This window comes from Janibacter limosus NBRC 16128 (genome assembly GCF_001570985.1).
GTDB classification, from domain to species: domain Bacteria; phylum Actinomycetota; class Actinomycetes; order Actinomycetales; family Dermatophilaceae; genus Janibacter; species Janibacter limosus.
On sequence record NZ_BCSS01000021.1, the window covers coordinates 36,026 to 57,629 of the forward strand.

The window sequence follows — 21,604 nt, forward strand, 5'->3', positions numbered from 1 at the left end:
ACAGGCACGAAGCCTGCGCAGGGGAGGTTCTGGTGTATCGAGCGCCCGGAGCGCTACCGCCCGGGAGCCACGTCCGCCATGACCTGGTCGATCAGCTCCTGCGGGCTCGTCGTAGCGTCCAGGACGACGCCGTCCTCGTCATCCTGCAGGTCCTCGAGGGTGTCGATCTGCGACTGGAGGAGCGAGGCCGGCATGAAGTGCCCCTTGCGGCCCTCGATCCGCGCCGCGATGACCTCGGCAGAACCGTCGAGATGGGCGAAGACCACCCGGTGCCCGTCGCCGAGGGCGGCGACATCAGCGCGCAGCACATCTCGGTAGACCCGCTTGAGGGCGGAGCAGGTGATGACCGTGTCCTCGCCCCGCGCCGCGTGCTGGGCCATCCACGCGGCGAGATCACGCAGCCAGGGCCATCGGTCCTCGTCGGTCAGGGGCGTGCCGCTGGCCATCTTGTCGATGTTGGCCCGGGGGTGGAACTCGTCGGCCTCGGCGAAGACCCACCCGGTGCGGTCGACGATGCCCTGCGCGACGGTCGTCTTGCCGCTGCCGGAGACGCCCATGACGACGACGTGGGTGGTCATGTCAGAGCACCAGGCTCAGGAGGAAGGCGAAGACGAAGCCGATGACGCCGATGAGGGTCTCCATGACGGTCCATGTCTTCAGTGTCGTCTTTTCGTCCATGCCAAGGAAGCGTCCGACGAGCCAGAAGCCGGAGTCGTTGACGTGGGAGAGCACGGTGGCGCCACCGGCGATGGCGATGACGACGAGGGTGAGGTCGATCGAGCTCAGACCCGAGGTGGCCTCGATGGTGGGGGCCATCAGGCCCGCGGCGGTCGTCAGTGCGACGGTGGCGCTGCCTTGGGCCACGCGCAGCGCGGCCGAGACGACGAAGGCGGCGATGATGACCGGCAGGCCGGTCGACTCGAGCGTGCCGGCCAGGGCCTCACCGATGCCACTGGCCCGCAGGACGCCGCCGAACATGCCACCGGCGCCGGTGATGAGGATGATCGCGCAGACCGGGCCGAGCGCGTCGTTGAGGATCGTCTCGACATCGGCCTTGGAGCGGTTGCGCCAGCCGAGGACGACCATCGCGACGAGCGTGGTGATGAGCAGGGCGATCGGGGTCTTGCCGATGATCCGCAGGGCGGACACCCAGGTGGCGTCACCGTCGACGAGGCCAGTCGTCGACATCGTGTTCAGTCCCGTGTCGATGAAGATGAGCACCATCGGCAGGAGCAGGATCGTCAGGACCAGGCCGAAGGACGGCAGTCGGCCGGCCTTCGCCTCAGGGGTGGAGGGGTCGCCGGCGAGCAGGTCCGGGACGTCGACCATGTAGCGGCTGCCGGCCCACAGACCGTAGAGGTAGGACGCGAGGTACCAGGTCGGCAGACCGATGAGCAGACCGAAGATGAGCAGCAGGCCCATGTCCGCACCGACGAGATCGGCCGCAGCGACCGGGCCGGGGTGGGGCGGGACGAAGGCGTGCATGACGGCGAAGGCGCCTGCCGCCGGAAGGGCATAGCGCAGCACCGAGCCGCCGAAGCGACGGGCGACGCTGAAGATGATCGGCAGCATGACGACCAGGCCGGCGTCGAAGAAGATCGGGAAGCCGAAGAGCAGCGAGGCGACACCGAGGGCGAAGGGAGCCCGGTCCTCACCGAAGCGGGCGATGAGCGTGTCCGCGAGCACCTGGGCCCCGCCGGTCACCTCGAGCAGGCGGCCGATCATGGCGCCGAGCCCCACGAGCAACGCCACGGAGGCGAGGGTCGAGCCGAAGCCGTCGGTCATCGTCGTGACGACGTCGGCGGGGGCGATCTTGGTCGCCAGTGCGGTCAGGAAGCTGACGAGCACCAGCGCCACGAAGGCGTGGACCTTGAAACGGATGATCAGCAGGAGCAGGAGCGCGACGGCCCCAGCAGCGATGGCGAGCAGCACGCCCGAGCTGTAAGCAGGCTCAGGGACGGCGTCGGCGACGGGAAACATCTTCGTATCCTCCGGTGGCGGGGGTGCGTGCGGGACATCCGCGCGAACAACTGTCGCAAACGTATGCTTATAGCGCAAGCAATGATCATCCTTTTCTTGGAGGCGCGCCATCTCGTCTGAGACAATCCAGCGCATGAGACAGGGCGGGGGGCTGCACCACAGCGTGCTCACTCGGATCGGGGCGGATCTCACCTCCGGTCGCCTCGCCGCGGGCGACGTCTTCTCGATGGAGCAGCTCGAGGCGCGCTACGGCGTCTCGCGCACCGTCGTGCGCGAGGTCATCAAGGTGCTCGAGTCGATCGGCGTGGCCACCTCCCGCCGACGCGTCGGCGTGACGATCCAGCCGGAGCGCAGCTGGGAGTCACTCAGCCCCGTGATCATCCACTGGCGCCTGGAGGGCCCCCAGCGTCTGGACCAGCTGCGCGAGGTCAGCGAGCTGCGCCGGGGTGTCGAGCCGCAGGCGGCCTGGCTGGCGGCCCAGCGCGCCACCCCTGAGCAGTCCGAGCGGCTGCAGACAGCTGCGGACGGGATGTCCGTCACGGGGCCACAGGGTGATCTGAGCACCTACCTGCAGCACGACATCGACTTCCACCGCACGCTGCTCGAGGCCTCGGGCAATGCGCTGCTGGCGGGCTTCGCCCCCTTCGTCGAGGAGGCACTCACCAGTCGGACCGAGCACGACCTCATGCCCGAGATCCCCGAGCAGGGCGCCATCGACTGGCACGTCGAGGTCGCGGCCGCGGTCGCGGGCGGACGTGCGGAGCTGGCAGAGGAGACCATGCGTCGGATCGTCACCGAGGCGCAGGACGCCATGGACGAGATCAGTCCTCGCGATGCCGGTCGATCCAGCTCATGGCAGGCGTGACGAGGATGCCGTGCGCGCCGACGGACAGCACGATGGTGAAGGCGACGGTCGACCACAGCCATCGTTGACCCTCGACCGGCGCGTGACCGGTGGCATACGCCAGGTAGTACAGCGACCCGATGCCGCGGATGCCGAAGAAGGCGGTCACCGCCCGCTCGCGGACGTCCAGACCGTTGATCCGGCCCTCGCGTCGCCGCCCGATCCGCAGTGCCACGGCAGCAGTCACCGGCCGCACGACGAGCACGGCGGCCACGCCGAGCACCGCGCCGCGCACGTCGAGGTGCGAGAGGATCCCGCGCGTGAGCGCCACGCCCAGGAGCAGGAGGATGACGAAGACGAGCAGGTGCTCCAACCGGGCGACGAACTCGTGCATGTGGCGGTGGTATGCGTGGTCACGATCCGCAGCGCGGATCATCATCGCGGCGACGAAGACCGATAGGAACCCGTAGCCCCCGAGCAGCTGGCTGGCGCCGTACACGGCGAGCAGTGCGGCGAGAGCGAAGGCCGGCTCACCCAGCTCCGCGACGCGCACCGACCGGCTCGGTGCACGGAAGGCCAGCTTGGCGAGCAGCCACCCGGCCACGACACCCACGACGACGCCCACCACCACCTTGCCGGTGAGCTCCCAGAGGACCCACCCGGGGCCCCACTCAGCGACGGTGCCCGCGGTGATCATGAGGATCGCGGCGTGGACGAAGGGGAAGGCCAGCCCGTCGTTGAGCCCCGCCTCCGTGGTCAGCGCGAAGCGCACCTCGTTGCTCTCATCAGACTCGCCATCTCCGGCGTCGGTGTCGGGACCCTCGATCTGCACGTCACCGGCCAGCACCGGATCGGTGGGCGCCAGCACGGCGCCGAGCAGGAGCGCGGTCGCGGGAGCGAGCCCACCGACCGTCCATCCGAGCAGCGCGACGGCGCCGATGGTCAGGGGCATCGTCACGAAGAGCAGCCCCCACGTGGCACCCCAGCGGCGGAAGGTGTCGAACCGACGCAGGGAGAGCGGACGGTCCAGGGCGAGGCCGACACCCATGAGCGCCACGAGCACGGCGAACTCGGTGACGTGCTCGACGATCGCTCGGGAGTCGACGGGATCGACGTTGGCCCCCTCGGGCATCGGCAGCAGACCGATGAGCATGCCCAGCGCCAGCAGCACCATGGGCGCGGAGACGGCAAGCCTGCGGGTCAGCCCGGGGATGACCACGGCGATGAGGAGGGCCAGCCCCGCGACGAGGTACGCGGCGTCGGCGGGCATGGGGCAACGTTACGGTCGTCCCGGGCGAATGACGCCGCTATGTCCTGCGCTACCGCGGGTGACCTCGCGGCGGGCGAGGGTCAGACCAGCCCGGCCCGGTCCACGAGGATCGCCAGCTCGGCCCTCGACCCGACCCCCAGCTTGGCCTCGGCGCTGCGCAGGTGGGTCTTGACGGTCGACTCGGACAGGTAGAGCTGAGTGGCCGCGGACGCCGTCGTGCCACCGCGCGCCATGAGGACGCAGACCTCCCGCTCACGACCACTCAGGACCGACACCCGCTGGATCGCCTCGGCCCGACGGCCGTCGGCGGCATCGCCGCGCACGTGCGCGATGACGTGGCGGGCCGATGCCGACGACATCGGCGCGTGCCCCGCGGCAGCATCGCGGACGGCCTGCGCGATCTCGTCGGGAGCGGCCGTCTTGAGCAGGAATCCGTCGGCCCCGGCCCGCACGGCCCGCAGCGGCAGGTCGCCGAGGTCGAAGGTCGTGAGCAGCACGACCCGTGGTGGGCGCTCCAGGCGCCTGATCTGCGCGATGGCACCGATGCCGTCGAGCTCACCCATGCGGTAGTCCATGAGGACGACCTCGGGACGATGGGCCTGGATGGCCGGCACGGCTTCCTCGCCCGACCCGACATCGGCGACCACGAGCAGATCGTCCGAGGCCTCGAGCATCAGGCGCACGCCGGACCGCACGAGCGGGTCGTCGTCGACGAGGAGCACGCGGATGGACTGGTCGCTCATGCGGGCACCCCCGCGCCGGTCGGCACCGGACGCCACGGCAGCCGCACGGCCACTCGCAGGACGCCCTGATCATCGACCTGCAGGTGGGTCTCGCCGCCGGCGTGGGCAACCCGCTCCCGCAGGCCGGTGAGCCCGCTGCCCTCCACGACCTGCGCGACACCCGTGCGGTTGGCGGCCTCGATCGTCACTCCCAGGTCCGGGCGGGCCACGACGGCCAGCCGGACGCCCGCCCCGGGGGCATGCCGCCGCGCATTGGTCAGCAGCTCCTGCACGACGCGGTACGCACCCTGCCCCAGCGCGGGATCGAGCATCGTCGCGCCGTCGAGCACGACGGTCGCCACGAGCGGCATCCCGTGGGCCACGGTCTCGTCGACGAGCGCCGGGAGCGCCTCGAGCCCCGGCACGGCCCGGGCGAGGTCCGGGTCGTCGGGGCGTCGCAGCACCTCGAGGAGGGAGCGCAGGTCCGAGGCGGTCTGCGCGGCCGACTCGCGCACGAGGCTGGCCGATCCCGCGAGCCGCTCGTCCTGGTCGCGGGTGTTGGCCTCGAGTGCGCCGGCGTGGATCGACAGGAGCGAGAGCCGGTGCCCGATCACGTCGTGGACCTCGCGGGCGACCCGCTCACGCTCGGCCTGACGGACGACCTCGTCGGCCAGCTGGACGGCCGTGACCCGGTGGTCCTCACCGACGGACTGTGCGTGGTGCAGCGCGCGGCGCAGCCAGCCGATGCCGGCAAAGAGCGTGACCACCGCGAGGGTGATCATCACGGGGCCCCACCACGGGAAGGGACCTGGCGTCGCGGCCGGGTCGCTGCCGAAGAGGATCCACCAGAAGGACTCGGCCTGGGAGTGGCCCCGGGTGTCCCGCCAGGTCGCGGCGAAGGTCGCGGCGGTCACCAGGGCGGTGCACCCCGCGACGACCGACCACCGGCAGCGCATCCACACCTGCATGAGCACGACCAGGGCGACGAGCGGGTCGATCGGCACGGCGAGCGTGACGAGCGAGGCCACGAGCGCGATCTGCCAGGACCAGCGACGACGCCACCACATCAGGACGATGAGCAGGAGTCCGACCAGCCAGTAGAGCATCCAGACACCGCTGGCCATCTCGTCGGGGACGCGCCCACCGACGCGGTCGGCACGCGGCTCCCCCATCGCCACGGCGAGGGTGGTGCTCATCAGGCAGGCAAGGCTCCACAGCACCGAGCGCCACCACGACGCCCGCCCCCATCGCTGCAGCCTCTCCTTGTCCATGCCCGGATCGTAGGCCCGAAGGGGGACAGCCCGGGTCCCCCCTTCGGTCGGTCGATCGTGGCCGTTCGGGTGAGGCGCACGACCCCCTCGGCACGGTTGCATCTGGGGCATCACCTTCCGCACCGCAACCCAGGAGTCACGATGACCCAGCAGCCGCAGTGGCAGCCCGCCAACCCGCCGGTCCCGGCCGTCCAGCAGAGCTGGTTCGCCCGGCACAAGGCGCTCAGCTTCGTCCTGGGACTCACCCTGGTCATCGTGCTGCTCTGTTGCGGCGCAGGGGTGCTCGCCCTGGGCGGCAGTGACTCGGACACCGCCAGCAGCAGCGACTCGTCCAGCTCCGCCGAGGACTCCTCGATGTCCACCGCCGAGGAGGGCTCAGCGTCCGTCGCCCCCGAGCCGCAGAAGAAGGAGAAGACGAAGGATGCCCCCAAGAAGTCCGCGCCCGGCATCGGCGACGCCGCCCGGGACGGCAAGTTCGAGTTCACGATCAGCAAGGTCGAGAAGGGCGTCGCCTCGGTCGGCTCGGAGTACTTCAACGAGAAGGCTGACGGTCAGTTCGTGCTCGTCCACATCACGGTGAAGAACATCGGCGACGAGTCGCAGACGCTCTTCGACTCCGAGCAGAAGCTCAAGGACACCCAGGGCCGCTCCTTCAGCACCGACAGCAGCGCGGCGATCGCCATGGAGGACAACGAGATGTGGCTCAACGAGATCAACCCGGGCAACTCGGCGAAGGGGACCCTCGTCTACGACATGCCGGCCGATGCCCAGCCGGCCGAGATCGAGCTGCACGACTCGATGTTCAGCGGCGGGGTGACCGTCTCGCTGAAGTGATCTCCGGGGGGAGGAGGGGCGGAGGGGGTGGCCGCGGCCACCCCCTTCGTCGCGCTCAGTCCTCGTCCGTCCCGTCGACCGCGTACCAGCGGTCCTCCTCGGGGACCTTGCCGTCGGGATAGGTCAGGGCCATCTCGGCGAGGGTCGGGCGGGGCGGCTCGCGCACCTCGTCGGGGAGCATCGCGGTGATCGCGTCGAAGATCCGCTCCATGTCGCGCGGGACGGAGCGGTACTTCAGGTCCACCGGTTCCCCGAAGGTCACGGTCACCTCGGGTCGGTCGAGCAGGTTCAGCACGCGCGGAACCCTCGAGGAGCGCGGCCAGACCTTTTCGGTCCCCGTGATGGCGAAGGGGATGACCGGCACCTTGGTGAGGTGGGCCAGGCGGGCTGCACCGGGGAAACCGCTCATGCCGGGCTCGAAAAAGGGGATTCCCCGAGGGATCGTCCCCTCGGGCATCATGCCCAGCAGCTCCCCACCGGCGAGGGAGCGCACCGCGGCTGCGAAGGAGTCGGGGCTGTCAGGTTCATCCCGTCGTCGGTCGACGCTGATGCCGCCCCCGGCACGGAAGAAGGCGCCGATGCCGGGGATGTCGAAGAGCTCCTTCTTGCCCAGGAAGCGAGCGGTGCGCCCGGTGCGACCCATCGCGACGACCATCGCGGCGACGTCGAAGTAGGAGCGGTGGTTGCCGACGACGATCGCGGGACCGGTCGCCGGGATGTTCTCGACGCCGCGGACCGTGAACTTCGCGTAGGGGAAGACCTCTGGCCGGGCGAGCAGGCTCACGACGCGCTGCAGCTCCAGGCCGAGGACCGGCAGCTTGAAGACGCCCGGCGAGGTGTCGAAGTGCAGGACCGGCCAGCGCGCAGCGATCGCGAGCGCCTGCAGCCGCGGGTCGGGGTTGACCGCTCCGGGGTTGCCGACGGCCTTCAGCAACGGGGCGTCATAGATCGAGTCGGAGTAGGCGAAGGACTCGTCGAGGTCGATCCCGTTGTCCTGCGCCCACTCGCGCACGGCCGCGATCTTGCCCCTCGACCACACGAAGTGTCCGTCGTTGCGCCCGGTGAAGCGGCCGTCCTCGCCGACCTCGTAGCGAGTCGCGATGACGGCGTCGATGCCGAGCCGCTCGACGAGCGGTCGGACGAGGTGCTCCGGGGTGGTCGTGGCGAGCACGACGGGTCGGCCGGCCTCCTGGTGCTCCGTGATGAGCATCCGGGCGAAGGGCCCGACCATCGGCTCGAGCACGTCGGCCGCCAGGAGCGCCGCCTCGTCGAAGGCGTCGGCGGGGCGGCCCTTGGCCACGAGGACTGCCTGGCGGGCCAGGGCGATCGAGCCGAGGGACTCGCCCAGGAGGTTGAAGTAGCCGAAGAGCAGCGACTCGCCGGGCATCCGCGCCGAGACGACCCCCGTCTGCCGCATCGCTGCGGACAGCGCCGGACCCGAGGCCTTCGGCAGGAGGGTCCGGTCAAGATCGAAGAATGCTGCGCCCGTCATGCGGCGAGGCTACCGAGCAGATCCGCTGCCGGACAGACTTCAGGCGTCTAACGTGGGTCACATGAGCGAAGACGCCGAGGTCCTCACCAGCAGCCAGGTCAACGAGCGCGCTCCGCATGACTGGCGGGAGGTCGACGGGATGCTCCGTACCCGCTTCGCCGTCGAGGACTATGCCGCGGCGCTGGATCTGGTCACGCGCATCGCCAAGGCGGCCGATGAGGCGGACCACCACCCCGACATCGACCTGCGCTACAACTGGGTCGGGCTGCGGCTGGTCAGCCACGACGTCGGCGGCCTCAGCCCCCGCGACCTGGAGCTGGCCGGCGAGATCAGCCGGATCGCCGCCGATGCCGGCGCCGAGGCCCTCCCGCAGGTCACCACCTCGATGACGGTCGGGATCGACACCGCCGACGCCGACGCGATCCGTCCCTTCTGGGCGGCCCTCACCAGTCACAGCGAGGCGAAGGGGGGCGGTGACCGCCTCGTCTCCCCGGACGGGCAGCTGCCGGAGATCTGGTTCCAGGAGAGCGAGTTCCGCGAGGGCCGGGGCCGTACCCACCTGGACGTCTACGTCCCCCACGACCTGGCACCGGACCGCGTCGAGGAGGTCCTCGCCGCCGGCGGACGTCTGGTCACCGACGAGTTCGCCCCCTCGTGGTGGGTCCTCGCCGACGCCGACGGCAACGAGGCGTGCGTGTGCACCTGGCAGCCGCACGGCCAGGACGCCTAACGCGCGATCATGAGAACCTGTGGGCGCCCCACCAGCTCCTCGACACCGAAGACGGACCCATGACGCGCCCTGCCCGACGCACCATCCGCCCGTTCCTCCCCGCGGCCGCCGTCATCGGCGCCCTGGGCCTGGCTGCCTGCGGAGGTGAGGAGCCACCCTCACCGACCAGCCCGGCGGTCACGGGGAACGAGGCGAGCGAGACGAGCCCGGAGTCGCTCGACAAGCCGGAGCAGCAGCAGGTCGACGCCGAGACCGCCAAGGCAGCACTGCCCACCGTCGAGGACATGCCCGACGACGGGTGGCTGGTCGACATCTCCACCTTCAGCGACGACCCGATCACCTACGACCCCGCGGTGTGCGCGGACGTCGAGCTCGGCTCGCAGGAGGCCCGCACCTTCGACGACGAGCACCGCACGGTCGACGAGGCGGCCCGCTTCAGCAAGTCCCTCGGCAACTACGACAACCTCATCACCGCCACCTACGTCGAGAGCTTCGACGCTCCCTATCCCACCGCCTTCTTCGACGCCGCGGGCGAGCACGTCACCGACTGCGGCACCTACACGTGGACCAAGGGCGGCTCCTCCAGCACGCGCCACGTCCAGGCCATCTCCGTCCCGCAGCTCGGTGACCGGTCCTTCGGCCTGCGCCTGACGTCCGAGGGCACCGACGCCTACACCGACCGGCTCTACGTCCGCAGCGGGCACAACCTGATCACGGTCATGATGCTCTCCACCGACGAGCACTACGACGGCCAGCGCATGACGCAGTACGCGCAAGGCATCCTCGACGAGCTCAGCACGGCAGGCTGACGTCGATGACTCGCCGCTCGACCCCCTTCGTCCTCGTCGCCGCACTGGCCTTGCCGCTCGCCGCCTGCGGTGACGACCCCGCGCCCACCAGCTCCCCGTCGACCGTCACGGTCACGCAGAGCCCGCAGACGCAGGAGGCTGCGGGACCGGAGCAGCAGGAGCTCACGACGCAGCAGATCAAGGCCGCGCTGCCCACCCGGGACGAGGCTCCGCAGGGGTTCCTCGTCGACTCCCGCGGGTTCGACACGACGTCGGTGAGCAAGCGGACCACCGATCCGCAGTCCTGCCTCGCGCTCTACATGTCCACTCCTGCACAACGGGCCTTCGACAAGGAGCACGGCGGCGACAGCGCGTCGATCCGCTTCACCCACCAGAAGGAGGAGCCCGGGTCGCCGAGCATCTCGATCGCGGTGTGGAGCTATGACGCGCCCTACCCCAAGGAGTTCTTCGACGAGGCCGGGGCCGCTCTCGCGGAGTGCCACGAGCACACGACCCAGATGTCGCCGGACGGCTCCCCCGGTGACTGGCAGGCCGATGCGATCCCGACACCGACGGTCGGCGACCAGAGCTTCGGCGTGCGCATCGGCCGGCCGGACGTCGACACCGGGATCGACTACATGTGGGTGCGCAGCGGCCACAACCTCATCCACGCGCGGATGCTCACCGGCTATCGGCAGAACAACGACAGCCGCCTGGCGAAGTACACCCAGGGCATCGTCGACGACCTGAAGAAGACCCCGTGACCCGCGCGAGGCGGCGCAGCGCCCCCTTCGTCGTCGCTGTCACGGCTCTGGCTCTCACCGCCTGCGGAGGCGAAGCGCCCCCGCAGGTCGACTCGTCGTCGGCGACGACTCCCGCGAGCACGCCAACCCCCACCTCCGAGGAGGTCGACCTCCCCGAGCAGCAGCAGCTGACCGCCGAGGACGTCGCGGCAGCGCTGCCCACGAAGAACGAGGGCCCCTACCCGCTCGACCCCAAGGGCTTCGACGCCGCGGCGCAGAGCGTGCGCACGACCGACCCGGAGTCCTGCCTCGCGCTCTACCTGGACACCCCCGAGATGCGCACCTTCAAGGAGGAGCACGCCGTCGAGGGCGAGGGCCGCGTCTACACCCTCCCGCAGAGGTCAGCGGCACCGAGCCTGGCGGTCGCCCTCTGGAGCCACGACGAGGCCTACCCGAAGAAGTTCTTCGACCAGGCAGGGGCGGCCATCAGTGACTGCGCCCGCCATGGCTCGCGGGTCAACCCGGACAGCTCCGACGCCGACTGGCAGGCGACGACGATCCCCACCCCCGCCATGGGCGACCAGAGCTTCGGCGTGCGCATCGGCCGGCCCCAGATCGACATGGCCATCGACTACCTGTGGGTGCGCAGCGGCCACAACCTCATCACGGTCCGGATGCGCACCGGATACCAGCACACCAACGACAAGCGGCTGTCGACCTACGCCCAGGGCGTGCTCGACGACCTGAGGACGACGCCATGACCCGCAGGACCCACCGACTCACGATGCTCGCCACCGCTGCGCTGGCGCTGTCCCTCACCGCATGCGGCGGGGGCAGCGAGTCCTCGTCCACCGTGACGGTGACGCACACCCGCAGCCCGGAGCAGCAGGCCCTCACCAACGACCAGGTCGTCGCCGCGCTCCCCACGAGGGAGGACGCGCCCAACGGGTTCCGTCCCGACGACGCCGGGTTCACCCCTTCGACCGACTCCGAGCGCTCGACCAGCCCCAAGCCGTGCATCGCCCTGTACATGCAGACCGAGGAGATGCGTGACTTCAGGACCGCCCACCTCGGCGCCCAGGAGTCCGTCAAGTACGTCGGGCCGTCCCAGGAGTTCGGGACGCCCAGCACGTCGGTCGTGGTCTGGAGCCACGACGAGCCGTACCCCTCGGACTTCTTCGACGAGGCCGGCGCCGCGCTCGGCGACTGCAAGCGGCACACGTCGAAGCTCTCGGCGGAGAGCGCCGAGGTGGAGTGGACGGCAGCCTCCATCCCCACCCCCACGCTCGGTGACCAGAGCTTCGGCGTGCGGATCGGCCAGCCCGAGTACAACCTCGCCGTCGACTACCTGTGGGTGCGCTCGGGCCACAACCTCATCCACGTGCGGATCGACAGCGAGCACGGGGCCAACAACGACGCCGAGCTGAAGAAGTACGCGCAGGGCGTCCTCGACGAGCTGAAGAAGCAGACCTGATGACACCCACTATGCTCCGCGCGGCCCGCGTCGGCGCAGCGGCCGTGCTCGCCCTGGGACTCACCGCCTGCGGCGAGAGCTCCCCGCCCTCGTCACCTCCGTCCACCGTCACGGTGACGCAGACGCCCACGCCGCAGGCGAGCAAGGGACCTGAGCACGAGCAGCTGACGACGGCGCAGATCCGGGCCGCCCTCCCGACCGCGCGCGACGTCCCGGACGTCTTCCTCCCCGACGGCCGCGGCTTCGACACCTCGGCGGTCAGCACCCGCACGACCGATCCCGCGTCCTGCCTCGCGCTGTACATGACCACCGACGACCAGCAGGACTTCACCAAGGACCACGGTGTCGCGGACGGCGGGGTGCGCTTCACGCGCAACGCCAAGGAGCCGGGCTCACCGAGCATCTCGGTCGGGGTCTGGAGCCATGACGAGGTCTACCCTCGACGCTTCTTCGACGAGGCGGGCGCTGCCCTCGCCGAGTGCACCGAGTTCAGCGCCAGCAGCTCCGAGGGCGCTGCCGCGACCGAGTGGAAGGCCGCCTCCATCCCGACGCCCACGCTCGGTGACCAGAGCTTCGGCGTGCGCATCGGGTCCGGCGACATCGACCTGGCCATCGACTACCTGTGGGTGCGCAGCGGGCACAACCTCATCCACGTGCGCATGCTCACCAGCCAGCGCGTGGACAACGACGACCAGCTCAAGGCGACCGCCCAGGGCGTCCTCGACGCCCTCGGCGAGTGATCGGGATGCGCCCGCTCCGCACGGCACTCGTCGTGGCGCTGGGTGCCGCTGCTCTCCTCGGCGGCTGCAGCAGCAACGTGCCCGACCCCGACGTCACCTCCACGGTCACGGTCACCGAGACCGGAGCCGGGCTCTCTCCGGACCGGCAGCAGCTCACCGCGGCCGAGGTGACGCGGGCGGTGTCCAAGGACGCCCCTGCGGGTTTCCTCCTCGACCCGGGAGGTGCTGATCCCGCGCAGGACCCTGACAGCCAACGCACGACCGACCCGGCCTCCTGCCTGGCTCTGTACCTCGACACCCCGCAGATGCGCACCTTCGCCGACGAGCACGTCACCGCCGCCGACCGCGCCCGCTACTCCGACTCCGGCGACGGGATCGGCACGTTCCTCGTGACCCTCTGGACCCACGACGAGCGCTACCCGACCCGGTTCCTCGACGAGGCCGGCGCCGCGCTCGCGGACTGCTCCGGCTTCAGCGCGACCTTCCGCCCCGGCGAGGCACGCAGCCCCTACCGCGCCACGACGATCGCGGTCCCCCAGATCGGTGACCAGTCCTTCGGCGTGCGCATCGGCAGCCCGGGCGGCGGGGTCACCGTCGACGAGCTGTGGGTGGCCAACGGGCACAACCTGGTCCACGTGCGCATGGTCTCGGACTACCACCAGGACAACGCTCCGCTCCTCGACAAGACGGCGCGGGGCGTGCTCGAGGGGCTGGGAGGTTGAGCGTCCGCACGAGGACCACTCTCGCTCCCCCTCGGCGGCCGAGCTCGCCGTAAGGTTGTCCGCGCCGACGAAGGGAATGACATGGGGTACCCCCGCACCGCGGTCCGCGGTCTGGCCACGCTCACCGCAGTGCTGCTCCTGGGCGCCTGTGTGCCCCCCGTCGTGGGCAGCGACGACCCGCCACCGCCGCCCGTCGGGGCCGGGACGCTGACCGAGGACCAGGTCCGTGGCGCGCTGCCGCAGGCCGAGCAGGCCCCCGAGGGGTTCCACATCGACCCCGAGGAGGACGACAACGCGTCGGAGCCGGGCGATGAGGCCACTGCCTACCCCGCCAGCTGCCTCGACATCCGGCTGGCCGGCACGGCGGGCAAGGCCCTCAGGTCGCACCGCAAGGCCCGCCTCAAGCGCACCTTCGCCGGGGACGACGGCGGCTCGCTCACCGTCTCGATCGCCTCGCACGACCAGGCCGTCCCCGCGCAGCTCTTCGACGATGCGGGCGCGGCGCAGAGCTCGTGCGGGAGCTTCCAGCTCATCGACGAGACGGGCACGTCGTCGTGGAAGCTCTCTCGGATCGCCTTCCCCCAGATCGGCGACCGGACCTACTCGGCACGCGTGGAGAGCACCACCGAGGGCGACATCTTCCGGGGGGGCGTGGTCCAGATCGCCGGCGCCTCCCGCGGCAACAACCTCGTCTACGTCGTCTACGCCTCGGGGCCGCAGTCCGCCTACGACCCTGATGCCGTCGAGACCTTCACCACGGCGACCATCAGCAACCTCGACGCGCTGTGAGGCACCCAGCCCGTCCTGTGGCGCTCGTGGCGGCACTCGCCCTCCCCCTCGCCGGGTGCGGGCTGCTCGACCGGGACGAGCCGGCACGCACCGACTCCTCGACGTCCTCCCCCGCTTCGCAGGACTCGAGCGAGGACCTCGGCACACTCACCGGCGCCGGCCGGCCCATGGACGAAGGGGGGCTGCGCGCCGCCCTCCCCGCTGCCAGCGACATCGGTGACGGGTGGGAGGAGGACCCGATGAAGACGGTCTCCGAGACCGCTGCCGCCCAGGTGACGCCCGCGTCGTGCGCCCCGCTCATCCAGAAGGGTCCGGGCTGGGACGAGGTCAAGCAGTCCGAGCGGGCCAGGGTCCAGGTCAACATCCAGCGTGACGACAACCCGCCGCCCCCGGGGACGGAGCGCCACCACATGGCGGTCTGGGCCTACTCCTTCGACGACCCGTACCCGACGCGCCTCTTCGACGAGGCCGGAGCGCTCATCGCCGACTGCCCGACCTTCGACGTCAAGCAGGAGGACACCGGCAACACCAGCTCCTACGAGGCCTCGGCGATCAGCTTTCCCCAGCTCGGCGACCGGACCCTCGCGCTGCGGCTGAAGATCCAGCAGACCTTCGAGACGATGACCATCGACTTCGTCGTCATCAAGGTGGGCCACAACACCGTCACCGTCGCCAACGGCACCTACAACGGCACGCCGGACGAGGCCGTCACCGAAAAGGCCGCCCGCTCCGCCCTCGCCGGCCTGGAGGAGACGCCATGACCCGCACGACACGCGCCGGAGCGGTGCTCATCGCAGTGCTCGGTCTCTCTCTCACCGGGTGCGTCACCCCCTTCGGCTCGGACGACGCCAGCACCTCGCAGCCGGCACCGCGCTCGCCCGGCTCCCAGTCGCCGACCTCCGACCCGGGCACCGGGACCGGCCGGGTGCTCACCGACGCCGAGGCCGAGGCCGCACTGCCAGCGGGCCCCAAGGGCACCACGCCACGCACGATGACCAACACCAGCGAGGACCGCACGACCGATCCCCCGGAGTGTCTCGACGTGCTGCGCATCGGCTCGGAGGAAAAGGCCCTGCGCAAGGTCCGGGTCGGCAACGCCGGCAAGAGCTGGACGACCAAGGACCCGGTGACGACCTTCGCCTTCACCGTCGAGTCCTACTCCCGACTGGTGGGCCCCGCCCAGCTCGACCGCGCGGGTGCCGCGATGGGCGCCTGCGATGCCTTCTCGCTCACCGGCCGGGACGCCGACGGCAGCTTCGACCTGCGGGTGCTCGCCGAGCCGCGCGCGGTCTCGAGCATCGGCGAGCAGAACTTCGCCGCGCGGATCATCAGCTTCAACAGCGTCAACGGCAAGAGCCAGCGCGTCTACCTCGACTACGTCGTCGTCCGGTCCGGCCACAACCTGATCGAGGCCAATGCCACGCACCAGGACGAGGACCGCGACTTCACCGACCTCGAGGCCCATGTCCAGCAGATGCTCCAGTCCCTGGAGCAGTAGCGAGCCTCCTCGCCACGCGCTCCGACCACTCCTGCGACCTACAGTGGGCGGGTGACCATCCGTGTAGCCCTCGAGCACCGCACCTCCTACGAGTTCGCGGAGCCCACCCACGTCTACCCGCACACCATCAGGCTGCGACCGGCCCCGCACTCGCGCACCCCGATCCCGAGCTATGCGCTGCGGATCGAGCCGGCGGAGCACTTCCTCAACTGGCAGCAGGACCCCTTCGGCAACTGGCTGGCGCGGGTCGTCTTCCCGGACAAGGTCTCCAGGCTCGAGATCACCGTGGACCTCACGGCGGACATGACGGTCATCAACCCCTTCGACTTCTTCGTCGAGGACTGGGCCTCGACCTTCCCCTTCGCCTACCCGGAGCAAGTGCGCACGGACCTGGCGCCCTACCTCCAGCCGGTCGACGACGGCGACGAAGGGAGCGGCCCCGCCCCCGAGGTCAGCGCCTGGCTGGCGCGGACCCTCCCTTCGCTCCTCACGGCACCGCGTGACGCGGCGATCGGTCAGGGCACGCCCATCGTCGACTTCATCGTCGGGCTCAACCGCGCCATCCGGCAGAGCGTCGACTACACCGTCCGGCTCGAGGCCGGCGTCCAGACGCCGCAGCACACGCTCGAGCGGGGCATCGGCTCCTGCCGCGACAGCGCCTGGCTGCTCGTCTCCGCCCTGCGCCAGCTCGGGCTCGCTGCCCGCTTCGTCTCCGGGTACCTCGTCCAGCTGACCGCGGACCTCAGCGCGGTCGGCGACGACAGCCTCAACGGCCCGGCCGAGGACTTCACCGACCTGCACGCCTGGGCCGAGGTCTACATCCCCGGCGCCGGGTGGGTCGGGCTCGACGCCACGTCCGGTCTGCTGTGCGGCGAGGGCCACATCCCGCTCTCGTGCACCCCCCACCCCGCGTCCGCCGCCCCGATCAGCGGCGCGACCGCACCGGCGCAGGTCACCTTCGACTTCTCCAACACCGTGACCCGCTTCGCCGAGGACCCGCGCGTCACCAAGCCGGTCACCGACACGCAGTGGGCTGACATCACCGAGCTCGGCGAGGCCGTCGACGAGCTGTTGGCGCAGGGGGATGTCCGCCTGACCATGGGCGGCGAGCCGACCTTCATCGCGGCCGGAGGCACCAAGGACCCGCAGTGGCACACCGCCGCCGACGGCGAGGAGAAGCGCGCGCTGGCCATGGCCCTCGCCCGGCGCCTCTCCGGGCCCGGCACCCTGCGCCACCACGGGCAGGGCAAGTGGTACCCCGGCGAGCCGCTGCCCCGCTGGCAGATCGGGCTCGCCGAGCGCACCGACGGCCAGCCGCTGTGGCACGACCCCGAGCTGCTCGACGATCCGTGGGGGCCGGCTCGCGAGGAGTCCACGTCACCCGAGGCAGCCGACGCCGCCCGCGGTCTGGCCCTGGGCATCGCGCGCCGCACCGGCATCCCCGTCGAGCAGCTCGTCGCTGCCGTGGAGGACCCGCTGCAGCAGCTCGCCCAGGAGGCGCGACGTCCTGACGGCGAGGCGCCGACGCCCGGTGACATCGCGCCTGACGACGCGGAGGCGTCCGACGAGGCCGCGCGTGCCGCCGCACTGGCCCGCATCGACACCGAGGTCGACCCCGACACCCCGGCCGCCTGGGTGCTCCCGATCTTCCCCGCACCTGACGGTGAGGGCTGGGCGACGACGACCTGGCACACCCGTCGCGGGTTCCTCGCGCTCGTGCCCGGCGACTCCCCTGCCGGTCTGCGCCTGCCCTTGTCCTCCATCGCCTGGTCGGGGGGTCCGACCACGCCGGAGCGTTCCCCCTTCGCCCCGCGCGGAGCGCTGCCGGCCCTCGACCCGACGACGCTCGCCGACGTCGACGCCGCCCCCGCCCGAGTGCTGCCGATCGACGAGTCCCCGCGCACGGCCCTGGCCGTGCAGCACCGCGAGGGCCACCTCTTCGTCTTCCTCCCGCCGGTCGAGGACTTCGAGGACGCCTTGGAACTCGTGACCGCGGTCGAGGGGGCCGCCGCCGAGATCGGCCACCCCGTGGTCCTCGAGGGATACCCGCTGCCCGGCGACGACCGGGTCCGCACGATGTCGGTCACGCCCGACCCCGGCGTCATCGAGGTCAATGTCTCGCCGACCGCGTCGTGGGGCGAGCTCGTCGAGCAGACCGAGACCCTCTACGAGCACGCGCGCCAGATCCACCTGTCGACGGAGAAGTTCGACCTCGACGGCTCCCACACCGGCACCGGTGGTGGCAACCACCTCACCCTCGGCGGGGTGACGGCCGCGGACAGCCCGATGCTGCGCCGGCCCGACCTGCTGCGCTCGCTCATCACCTACTGGCAGCACCACCCGGCGCTCAGCTACCTGTTTTCCGGCCGCTTCATCGGCCCCACCTCGCAGGCGCCCCGCGTCGACGAGGGCCGGGCCGAGTCCCTCTACGAGCTCGAGATCGCCTTCTCCCAGCTCGACCACGTCATCGCCATGGAGCACGACGCGAGCGCGATCACCGAGCCGCTCGACGAGACCTACCGGCCCAAGCGCAACACGCGTCCCTGGCTCGCCGACCGGCTGCTGCGCCACCTGCTCACCGACATCACCGGCAACACCCACCGGTCGGAGTTCTGCATCGACAAGCTCTTCGCGCCGGGCACCGAGCGGGGACGCCTGGGGCTGCTCGAGATGCGCGGCTTCGAGATGCCACCGCACCCGCGGATGGGCCTGCTGCAGGCGCTGCTCGTGCGGGCGCTCGTCGCGCGCTTCTGGGACGAGCCGTACACCGGGCCGCTCGTGCACTGGGGCACCCGGCTGCACGACCGCTACCTCCTGCCCGCCTTCGTCGCTGCTGACCTGCGCGAGGTCCTCGACGACCTCAACCGCTACCTCGAGCGGGTCGGGGCCGGCCGGATGGACCCGGAGTGGTTCGACGCCTTCCTCGAGTTCCGCTTCCCGCGACTGGGTGACACGACCATCGCCGGGGTCGAGCTCGAGCTGCGCTCGGCCATCGAGCCGTGGCACGTCCTCGGCGAGGAGGTCAGCCAGTTCGGCACCGCGCGCTATGTCGACAGCTCGGTGGAAAAGGTGCAGGTCCGCGCCGTCGGCCTCGTCGAGGGCCGGCACATCGTGACGTGCAACGGCGTCCCCGTCCCGATGGTCCCCGTGGCCGAGCAGGGCTGGGGCGGTCCCGTCGGCGCGAAGGGGAGCACCGGCGCCTTCGTCGGTGGCGTCCGCTACCGCGCCTGGGCTCCCCCGTCGGCACTGCACCCGACGATCGGGGTGCACGGTCCGCTGACCTTCGACCTCGTCGACCGGTGGTCGGGCCGCTCCCTCGGCGGCTTCACCCACCACGTCACCCACCCCGGGGGCGTAGCCTACGACAGCTTCCCCGTCAACGCGGCCTCGGCCGAGTCACGGCGCGCGGCCCGATTCGTCGTCGGCGACCACACGCCCGGACCGATCGACCTGTCGACCCTGCCCGACCCCCGCTCCGGCCTCAGCCCCGCGGTCACCGACTACCCGGTGACGCTCGACCTGCGGCGCTTCCCCGGGACCGACCGGATGCCGGGCACGGAGGACGAGTTCGCCACCCCGCCGACCGAGACCCTCGACGCGGGCATGCCGCCCGCCGACGGGGCGCCCGTCGTCGAGACGAGTGCTGAGGGAATCGTGCAGACGAGCATCGAGGACAGCAGCACGTCCTGAGAGCGGCGCCTCCCTCCGGGCGCGCATAGGTTGCGCACAACTGAATTGCGTGCAATGCTTCTCGTCATGCAGGAGATCCACCAGCTCGACCACCAGGTCTGCTTCGCCCTCTACTCGGCGGCGCGGGCGGCCACCTCGGCCTACCGCGACTCCCTCGACGAGATCGGCCTGACGTACACCCAGTACGTCACTCTGCTCGCCCTGTGGGAGCAGGACGGGCGCACCGTCTCCGACCTGGGCGAGGCCCTGGGCCTGGACAGCGGCACCCTCTCCCCGCTGCTGAAGAGGATGGCGACGAGAGGACTCGTCGAGCGTCGACGCGAGGGGCAGGACGCCCGCTGCGTGACGATCCACCTCACCGACGCCGGCCATGACCTCGAGACGCAGGTCGCCTCGATCCAGGCCCGTCTGCACGAGGCCGTCGACCTGGACGCCGAGGAGCTGGCCACCCTGCGCGACCTGGCCCAGCGCTTCTGCGCGTCCGCGGCCGAGCTCACCCACCACGACACCCAAGGAGCACCACGATGAAGACCATCTACACGGCAGAGGCGCTGGCCACCGGCGCCGGACGCGACGGCCACGGCCGCAGCGCCGACGGGCGGCTCGACCTCGACCTCGCGATCCCCCAGGAGATGGGCGGGTCCGGCGAGGGGACCAACCCCGAGCAGCTCTTCGCCGTCGGCTATGCCGCGTGCTTCCACTCCGCGCTGCAGCTGGTCGCCCGGCAGGCCAAGGCCGACATCAGCGACTCCTCCGTCGGCTCCCGGGTGCACATCGGCCCGACCGACGCCGGCGGATTCCAGCTGGCCGTCGAGCTCGAGGTCACCCTGCCGCACCTCGACACGGAGACCGCCCAGCAGCTCGCCGACCGCGCACACGAGGTGTGCCCCTACTCCAACGCCACCCGCGGCAACATCGACGTGACCGTCACGGTCACGCAGGACTGAGGACCAATGAGCACCATCCCCACGACCACCCGCCACATCGCCCTGGCCTCCCGGCCAAACGGCGCGCCGACGAGCGACAACTTCCGCCTCGAGAGCGTCGACCTGCCCGAGCTGGCCGACGGCCAGGTCCTCGTGCGCAATGTCGTCATGTCCGTCGACCCCTACATGCGCGGTCGGATGAACGACGCGAAGTCCTATGTCCCGCCCTTCCAGGTCGACAAGCCGCTCGAGGGTGGCGCCGTCGGTGAGGTCATCGCCTCACGGTCAGCGGACATCGCCGTCGGGCAGCACGTCCTGCACGGCTCCGGCTGGCGCGAGCACGGGGTGCTGCCGGTCAAGGCAGTCAGCGTCGTCGACACCGACGTCGCCCCCGCCTCGGCCTACCTCGGGGTCCTCGGGATGCCCGGCCTGACCGCCTACGTCGGCCTGACCGCGGTCGCCGAGATGCGCGAGGGCGACACCGTCTTCGTCTCCGGGGCGGCGGGCGCCGTCGGCCAGCTCGCAGGACAGATCGCCCGGGCTCTGGGCGCGGAGCGTGTCGTCGGGTCGGCTGGCTCCGACGACAAGGTCGCCCGCCTGCGCGAGCTCGGCTACGACGCCGGCTTCAACTACAAGACGACGCCCGTCCGCGAGGGCCTGCGCGAGGTCGCCCCTGACGGCATTGACGTCTACTTCGACAATGTCGGAGGCGACCACCTCGAGGCGGCGATCTCCTCCCTTCGCCTCCATGGCCGGGTCGCCATGTGCGGCGCGATCTCGCAGTACAACGCGACCGACCCGGCGCCGGGGCCGCGCAACCTCTTCCAGGCGATCGGCAAGGGGCTGACCCTGCGCGGCTTCATCGTCGGGCAGTACCCGAAGCTCGTCGGTGAGTACCGCGAGCGCGCCGCCGGCTGGCTGGCCGAGGGCGTCCTGCAGGGCGACGAGACCTTCCGCGACGGACTGGACGGGGCCCCGCAGGCCTTCATGGATCTCCTCGACGGGGCCAACACCGGCAAGATGCTCGTCCGTCTCTGACGGTCATCGCGCTCACGTGACGGGGCGGGCGACAGGGGGAGTCCTCCCCCTGT

General features: G+C 71.0%; 22 protein-coding genes. 16 read left to right on the top strand and 6 right to left on the bottom strand.

The window, feature by feature from the left end:
• Positions 1–53: 53 nt before the first annotated feature.
• The gene (locus JLI01S_RS09470) at positions 54–578 is read right to left on the bottom strand and encodes a gluconokinase (protein WP_068263751.1); all 525 of its coding nucleotides are present in this window, start codon (positions 576–578) and stop codon (positions 54–56) included.
• 1 nt (position 579) lies between these two features.
• The gene (locus tag JLI01S_RS09475) at positions 580–1,980 is read right to left on the bottom strand and encodes a GntP family permease (RefSeq protein ID WP_068263754.1); all 1,401 of its coding nucleotides are present in this window, start codon (positions 1,978–1,980) and stop codon (positions 580–582) included.
• A gap of 133 nt (positions 1,981–2,113) precedes the next feature.
• Between JLI01S_RS09475 and JLI01S_RS09480 the strand changes: the two genes are divergently transcribed.
• Positions 2,114–2,845, top strand: a complete 732-nt coding sequence (locus tag JLI01S_RS09480) for a FadR/GntR family transcriptional regulator (RefSeq protein WP_068263757.1) — start codon at positions 2,114–2,116, stop codon at positions 2,843–2,845.
• On the opposite strand, the gene JLI01S_RS09485 is transcribed toward JLI01S_RS09480, so the two are convergent.
• The 3 genes from JLI01S_RS09485 to JLI01S_RS09495 all read right to left on the bottom strand — a co-directional run bounded on the left by JLI01S_RS09485 (position 2,802) and on the right by JLI01S_RS09495 (position 6,087).
• Positions 2,802–4,094, bottom strand: a complete 1,293-nt coding sequence (locus JLI01S_RS09485; RefSeq protein ID WP_068263760.1) for a cation:proton antiporter — start codon at positions 4,092–4,094, stop codon at positions 2,802–2,804. The genes JLI01S_RS09480 and JLI01S_RS09485 overlap by 44 nt on opposite strands.
• 80 nt (positions 4,095–4,174) lie before the next feature.
• Positions 4,175–4,837 carry a response regulator transcription factor gene (locus tag JLI01S_RS09490; RefSeq protein WP_068263801.1) on the bottom strand — a complete coding sequence of 221 codons (663 nt, stop codon included), beginning with the start codon at positions 4,835–4,837 and terminating at the stop codon, positions 4,175–4,177.
• On the bottom strand, positions 4,834–6,087 hold the full coding sequence (locus tag JLI01S_RS09495; protein WP_068263764.1) for a sensor histidine kinase: 1,254 nt from the start codon (positions 6,085–6,087) through the stop codon (positions 4,834–4,836). The genes JLI01S_RS09490 and JLI01S_RS09495 overlap by 4 nt, the downstream gene beginning before the upstream one ends.
• 141 nt (positions 6,088–6,228) lie before the next feature.
• On the opposite strand from JLI01S_RS09495, the gene JLI01S_RS09500 reads away from it, so the two are divergent.
• On the top strand, positions 6,229–6,921 hold the full coding sequence (locus JLI01S_RS09500; protein ID WP_068263767.1) for a DUF4352 domain-containing protein: 693 nt from the start codon (positions 6,229–6,231) through the stop codon (positions 6,919–6,921).
• Between the two features lie 55 nt (positions 6,922–6,976).
• On the opposite strand, the gene JLI01S_RS09505 is transcribed toward JLI01S_RS09500, so the two are convergent.
• A complete protein-coding gene (locus tag JLI01S_RS09505; protein ID WP_068263769.1) occupies positions 6,977–8,413 on the bottom strand; it encodes an HAD-IB family hydrolase in 1,437 nt (478 codons plus the stop codon).
• A gap of 61 nt (positions 8,414–8,474) precedes the next feature.
• Here JLI01S_RS09505 and JLI01S_RS09510 point away from each other — a divergent pair, with 61 nt between their 5' ends.
• The 14 genes from JLI01S_RS09510 to JLI01S_RS09575 all read left to right on the top strand — a co-directional run bounded on the left by JLI01S_RS09510 (position 8,475) and on the right by JLI01S_RS09575 (position 21,551).
• Positions 8,475–9,143, top strand: a complete 669-nt coding sequence (locus tag JLI01S_RS09510) for a 4a-hydroxytetrahydrobiopterin dehydratase (RefSeq protein ID WP_084349337.1) — start codon at positions 8,475–8,477, stop codon at positions 9,141–9,143.
• Positions 9,144–9,202: 59 nt separating this feature from the next.
• Complete coding sequence (locus tag JLI01S_RS09515; protein WP_068263770.1) at positions 9,203–9,952, top strand: hypothetical protein; 750 nt, start codon at positions 9,203–9,205, stop codon at positions 9,950–9,952.
• A 5-nt stretch (positions 9,953–9,957) separates the two neighbouring features.
• Positions 9,958–10,695 (top strand): hypothetical protein, encoded by a 738-nt coding sequence (locus tag JLI01S_RS09520; protein ID WP_068263771.1) that lies wholly within the window; start codon positions 9,958–9,960, stop codon positions 10,693–10,695.
• Complete coding sequence (locus tag JLI01S_RS09525; RefSeq protein WP_068263774.1) at positions 10,692–11,435, top strand: hypothetical protein; 744 nt, start codon at positions 10,692–10,694, stop codon at positions 11,433–11,435. The genes JLI01S_RS09520 and JLI01S_RS09525 overlap by 4 nt, the downstream gene beginning before the upstream one ends.
• On the top strand, positions 11,432–12,148 hold the full coding sequence (locus JLI01S_RS09530) for a hypothetical protein (protein WP_068263777.1): 717 nt from the start codon (positions 11,432–11,434) through the stop codon (positions 12,146–12,148). The genes JLI01S_RS09525 and JLI01S_RS09530 overlap by 4 nt, the downstream gene beginning before the upstream one ends.
• Complete coding sequence (locus JLI01S_RS09535; protein WP_157074896.1) at positions 12,148–12,888, top strand: hypothetical protein; 741 nt, start codon at positions 12,148–12,150, stop codon at positions 12,886–12,888. Before JLI01S_RS09530 ends, JLI01S_RS09535 begins: the two co-directional genes overlap by 1 nt.
• Positions 12,889–12,893: 5 nt before the next feature.
• Positions 12,894–13,610: a hypothetical protein gene (locus JLI01S_RS09540; protein ID WP_157074897.1), complete on the top strand. Its 717-nt coding sequence runs from the start codon at positions 12,894–12,896 to the stop codon at positions 13,608–13,610.
• Between the two features lie 81 nt (positions 13,611–13,691).
• The gene (locus JLI01S_RS09545) at positions 13,692–14,399 is read left to right on the top strand and encodes a hypothetical protein (RefSeq protein WP_068263782.1); all 708 of its coding nucleotides are present in this window, start codon (positions 13,692–13,694) and stop codon (positions 14,397–14,399) included.
• Positions 14,396–15,160 (top strand): hypothetical protein, encoded by a 765-nt coding sequence (locus tag JLI01S_RS09550; protein WP_157074898.1) that lies wholly within the window; start codon positions 14,396–14,398, stop codon positions 15,158–15,160. Before JLI01S_RS09545 ends, JLI01S_RS09550 begins: the two co-directional genes overlap by 4 nt.
• Positions 15,157–15,897: a hypothetical protein gene (locus tag JLI01S_RS09555; RefSeq protein ID WP_068263789.1), complete on the top strand. Its 741-nt coding sequence runs from the start codon at positions 15,157–15,159 to the stop codon at positions 15,895–15,897. The genes JLI01S_RS09550 and JLI01S_RS09555 overlap by 4 nt, the downstream gene beginning before the upstream one ends.
• 51 nt (positions 15,898–15,948) lie before the next feature.
• Entirely contained in the window at positions 15,949–19,587 is a 3,639-nt protein-coding gene (locus JLI01S_RS09560) for a transglutaminase family protein (RefSeq protein ID WP_084349339.1), read from the top strand.
• Positions 19,588–19,653: 66 nt separating this feature from the next.
• Positions 19,654–20,115: a MarR family winged helix-turn-helix transcriptional regulator gene (locus tag JLI01S_RS09565; RefSeq protein WP_068263814.1), complete on the top strand. Its 462-nt coding sequence runs from the start codon at positions 19,654–19,656 to the stop codon at positions 20,113–20,115.
• Entirely contained in the window at positions 20,112–20,534 is a 423-nt protein-coding gene (locus tag JLI01S_RS09570; protein ID WP_068263792.1) for an organic hydroperoxide resistance protein, read from the top strand. Before JLI01S_RS09565 ends, JLI01S_RS09570 begins: the two co-directional genes overlap by 4 nt.
• Before the next feature lie 6 nt (positions 20,535–20,540).
• Positions 20,541–21,551 carry an NADP-dependent oxidoreductase gene (locus JLI01S_RS09575; RefSeq protein ID WP_068263795.1) on the top strand — a complete coding sequence of 337 codons (1,011 nt, stop codon included), beginning with the start codon at positions 20,541–20,543 and terminating at the stop codon, positions 21,549–21,551.
• Positions 21,552–21,604: the final 53 nt, after the last annotated feature.

Coding starts and splice junctions, on each gene's coding strand:
- JLI01S_RS09570 (WP_068263792.1), top strand. CDS start 20,112: ATGAAGACCATCTACACGGCAGAGGCGCTGGCCACCGGCGCCGGACGC.
- JLI01S_RS09470 (WP_068263751.1), bottom strand. CDS start 578: ATGACCACCCACGTCGTCGTCATGGGCGTCTCCGGCAGCGGCAAGACG.
- JLI01S_RS09545 (WP_068263782.1), top strand. CDS start 13,692: ATGGGGTACCCCCGCACCGCGGTCCGCGGTCTGGCCACGCTCACCGCA.
- JLI01S_RS09575 (WP_068263795.1), top strand. CDS start 20,541: ATGAGCACCATCCCCACGACCACCCGCCACATCGCCCTGGCCTCCCGG.
- JLI01S_RS09505 (WP_068263769.1), bottom strand. CDS start 8,413: ATGACGGGCGCAGCATTCTTCGATCTTGACCGGACCCTCCTGCCGAAG.
- JLI01S_RS09540 (WP_157074897.1), top strand. CDS start 12,894: ATGCGCCCGCTCCGCACGGCACTCGTCGTGGCGCTGGGTGCCGCTGCT.
- JLI01S_RS09520 (WP_068263771.1), top strand. CDS start 9,958: ATGACTCGCCGCTCGACCCCCTTCGTCCTCGTCGCCGCACTGGCCTTG.
- JLI01S_RS09555 (WP_068263789.1), top strand. CDS start 15,157: ATGACCCGCACGACACGCGCCGGAGCGGTGCTCATCGCAGTGCTCGGT.
- JLI01S_RS09530 (WP_068263777.1), top strand. CDS start 11,432: ATGACCCGCAGGACCCACCGACTCACGATGCTCGCCACCGCTGCGCTG.
- JLI01S_RS09490 (WP_068263801.1), bottom strand. CDS start 4,837: ATGAGCGACCAGTCCATCCGCGTGCTCCTCGTCGACGACGACCCGCTC.
- JLI01S_RS09475 (WP_068263754.1), bottom strand. CDS start 1,980: ATGTTTCCCGTCGCCGACGCCGTCCCTGAGCCTGCTTACAGCTCGGGC.
- JLI01S_RS09480 (WP_068263757.1), top strand. CDS start 2,114: ATGAGACAGGGCGGGGGGCTGCACCACAGCGTGCTCACTCGGATCGGG.
- JLI01S_RS09500 (WP_068263767.1), top strand. CDS start 6,229: ATGACCCAGCAGCCGCAGTGGCAGCCCGCCAACCCGCCGGTCCCGGCC.
- JLI01S_RS09495 (WP_068263764.1), bottom strand. CDS start 6,087: ATGGACAAGGAGAGGCTGCAGCGATGGGGGCGGGCGTCGTGGTGGCGC.
- JLI01S_RS09535 (WP_157074896.1), top strand. CDS start 12,148: ATGACACCCACTATGCTCCGCGCGGCCCGCGTCGGCGCAGCGGCCGTG.
- JLI01S_RS09565 (WP_068263814.1), top strand. CDS start 19,654: ATGCAGGAGATCCACCAGCTCGACCACCAGGTCTGCTTCGCCCTCTAC.
- JLI01S_RS09510 (WP_084349337.1), top strand. CDS start 8,475: ATGAGCGAAGACGCCGAGGTCCTCACCAGCAGCCAGGTCAACGAGCGC.
- JLI01S_RS09515 (WP_068263770.1), top strand. CDS start 9,203: ATGACGCGCCCTGCCCGACGCACCATCCGCCCGTTCCTCCCCGCGGCC.
- JLI01S_RS09485 (WP_068263760.1), bottom strand. CDS start 4,094: ATGCCCGCCGACGCCGCGTACCTCGTCGCGGGGCTGGCCCTCCTCATC.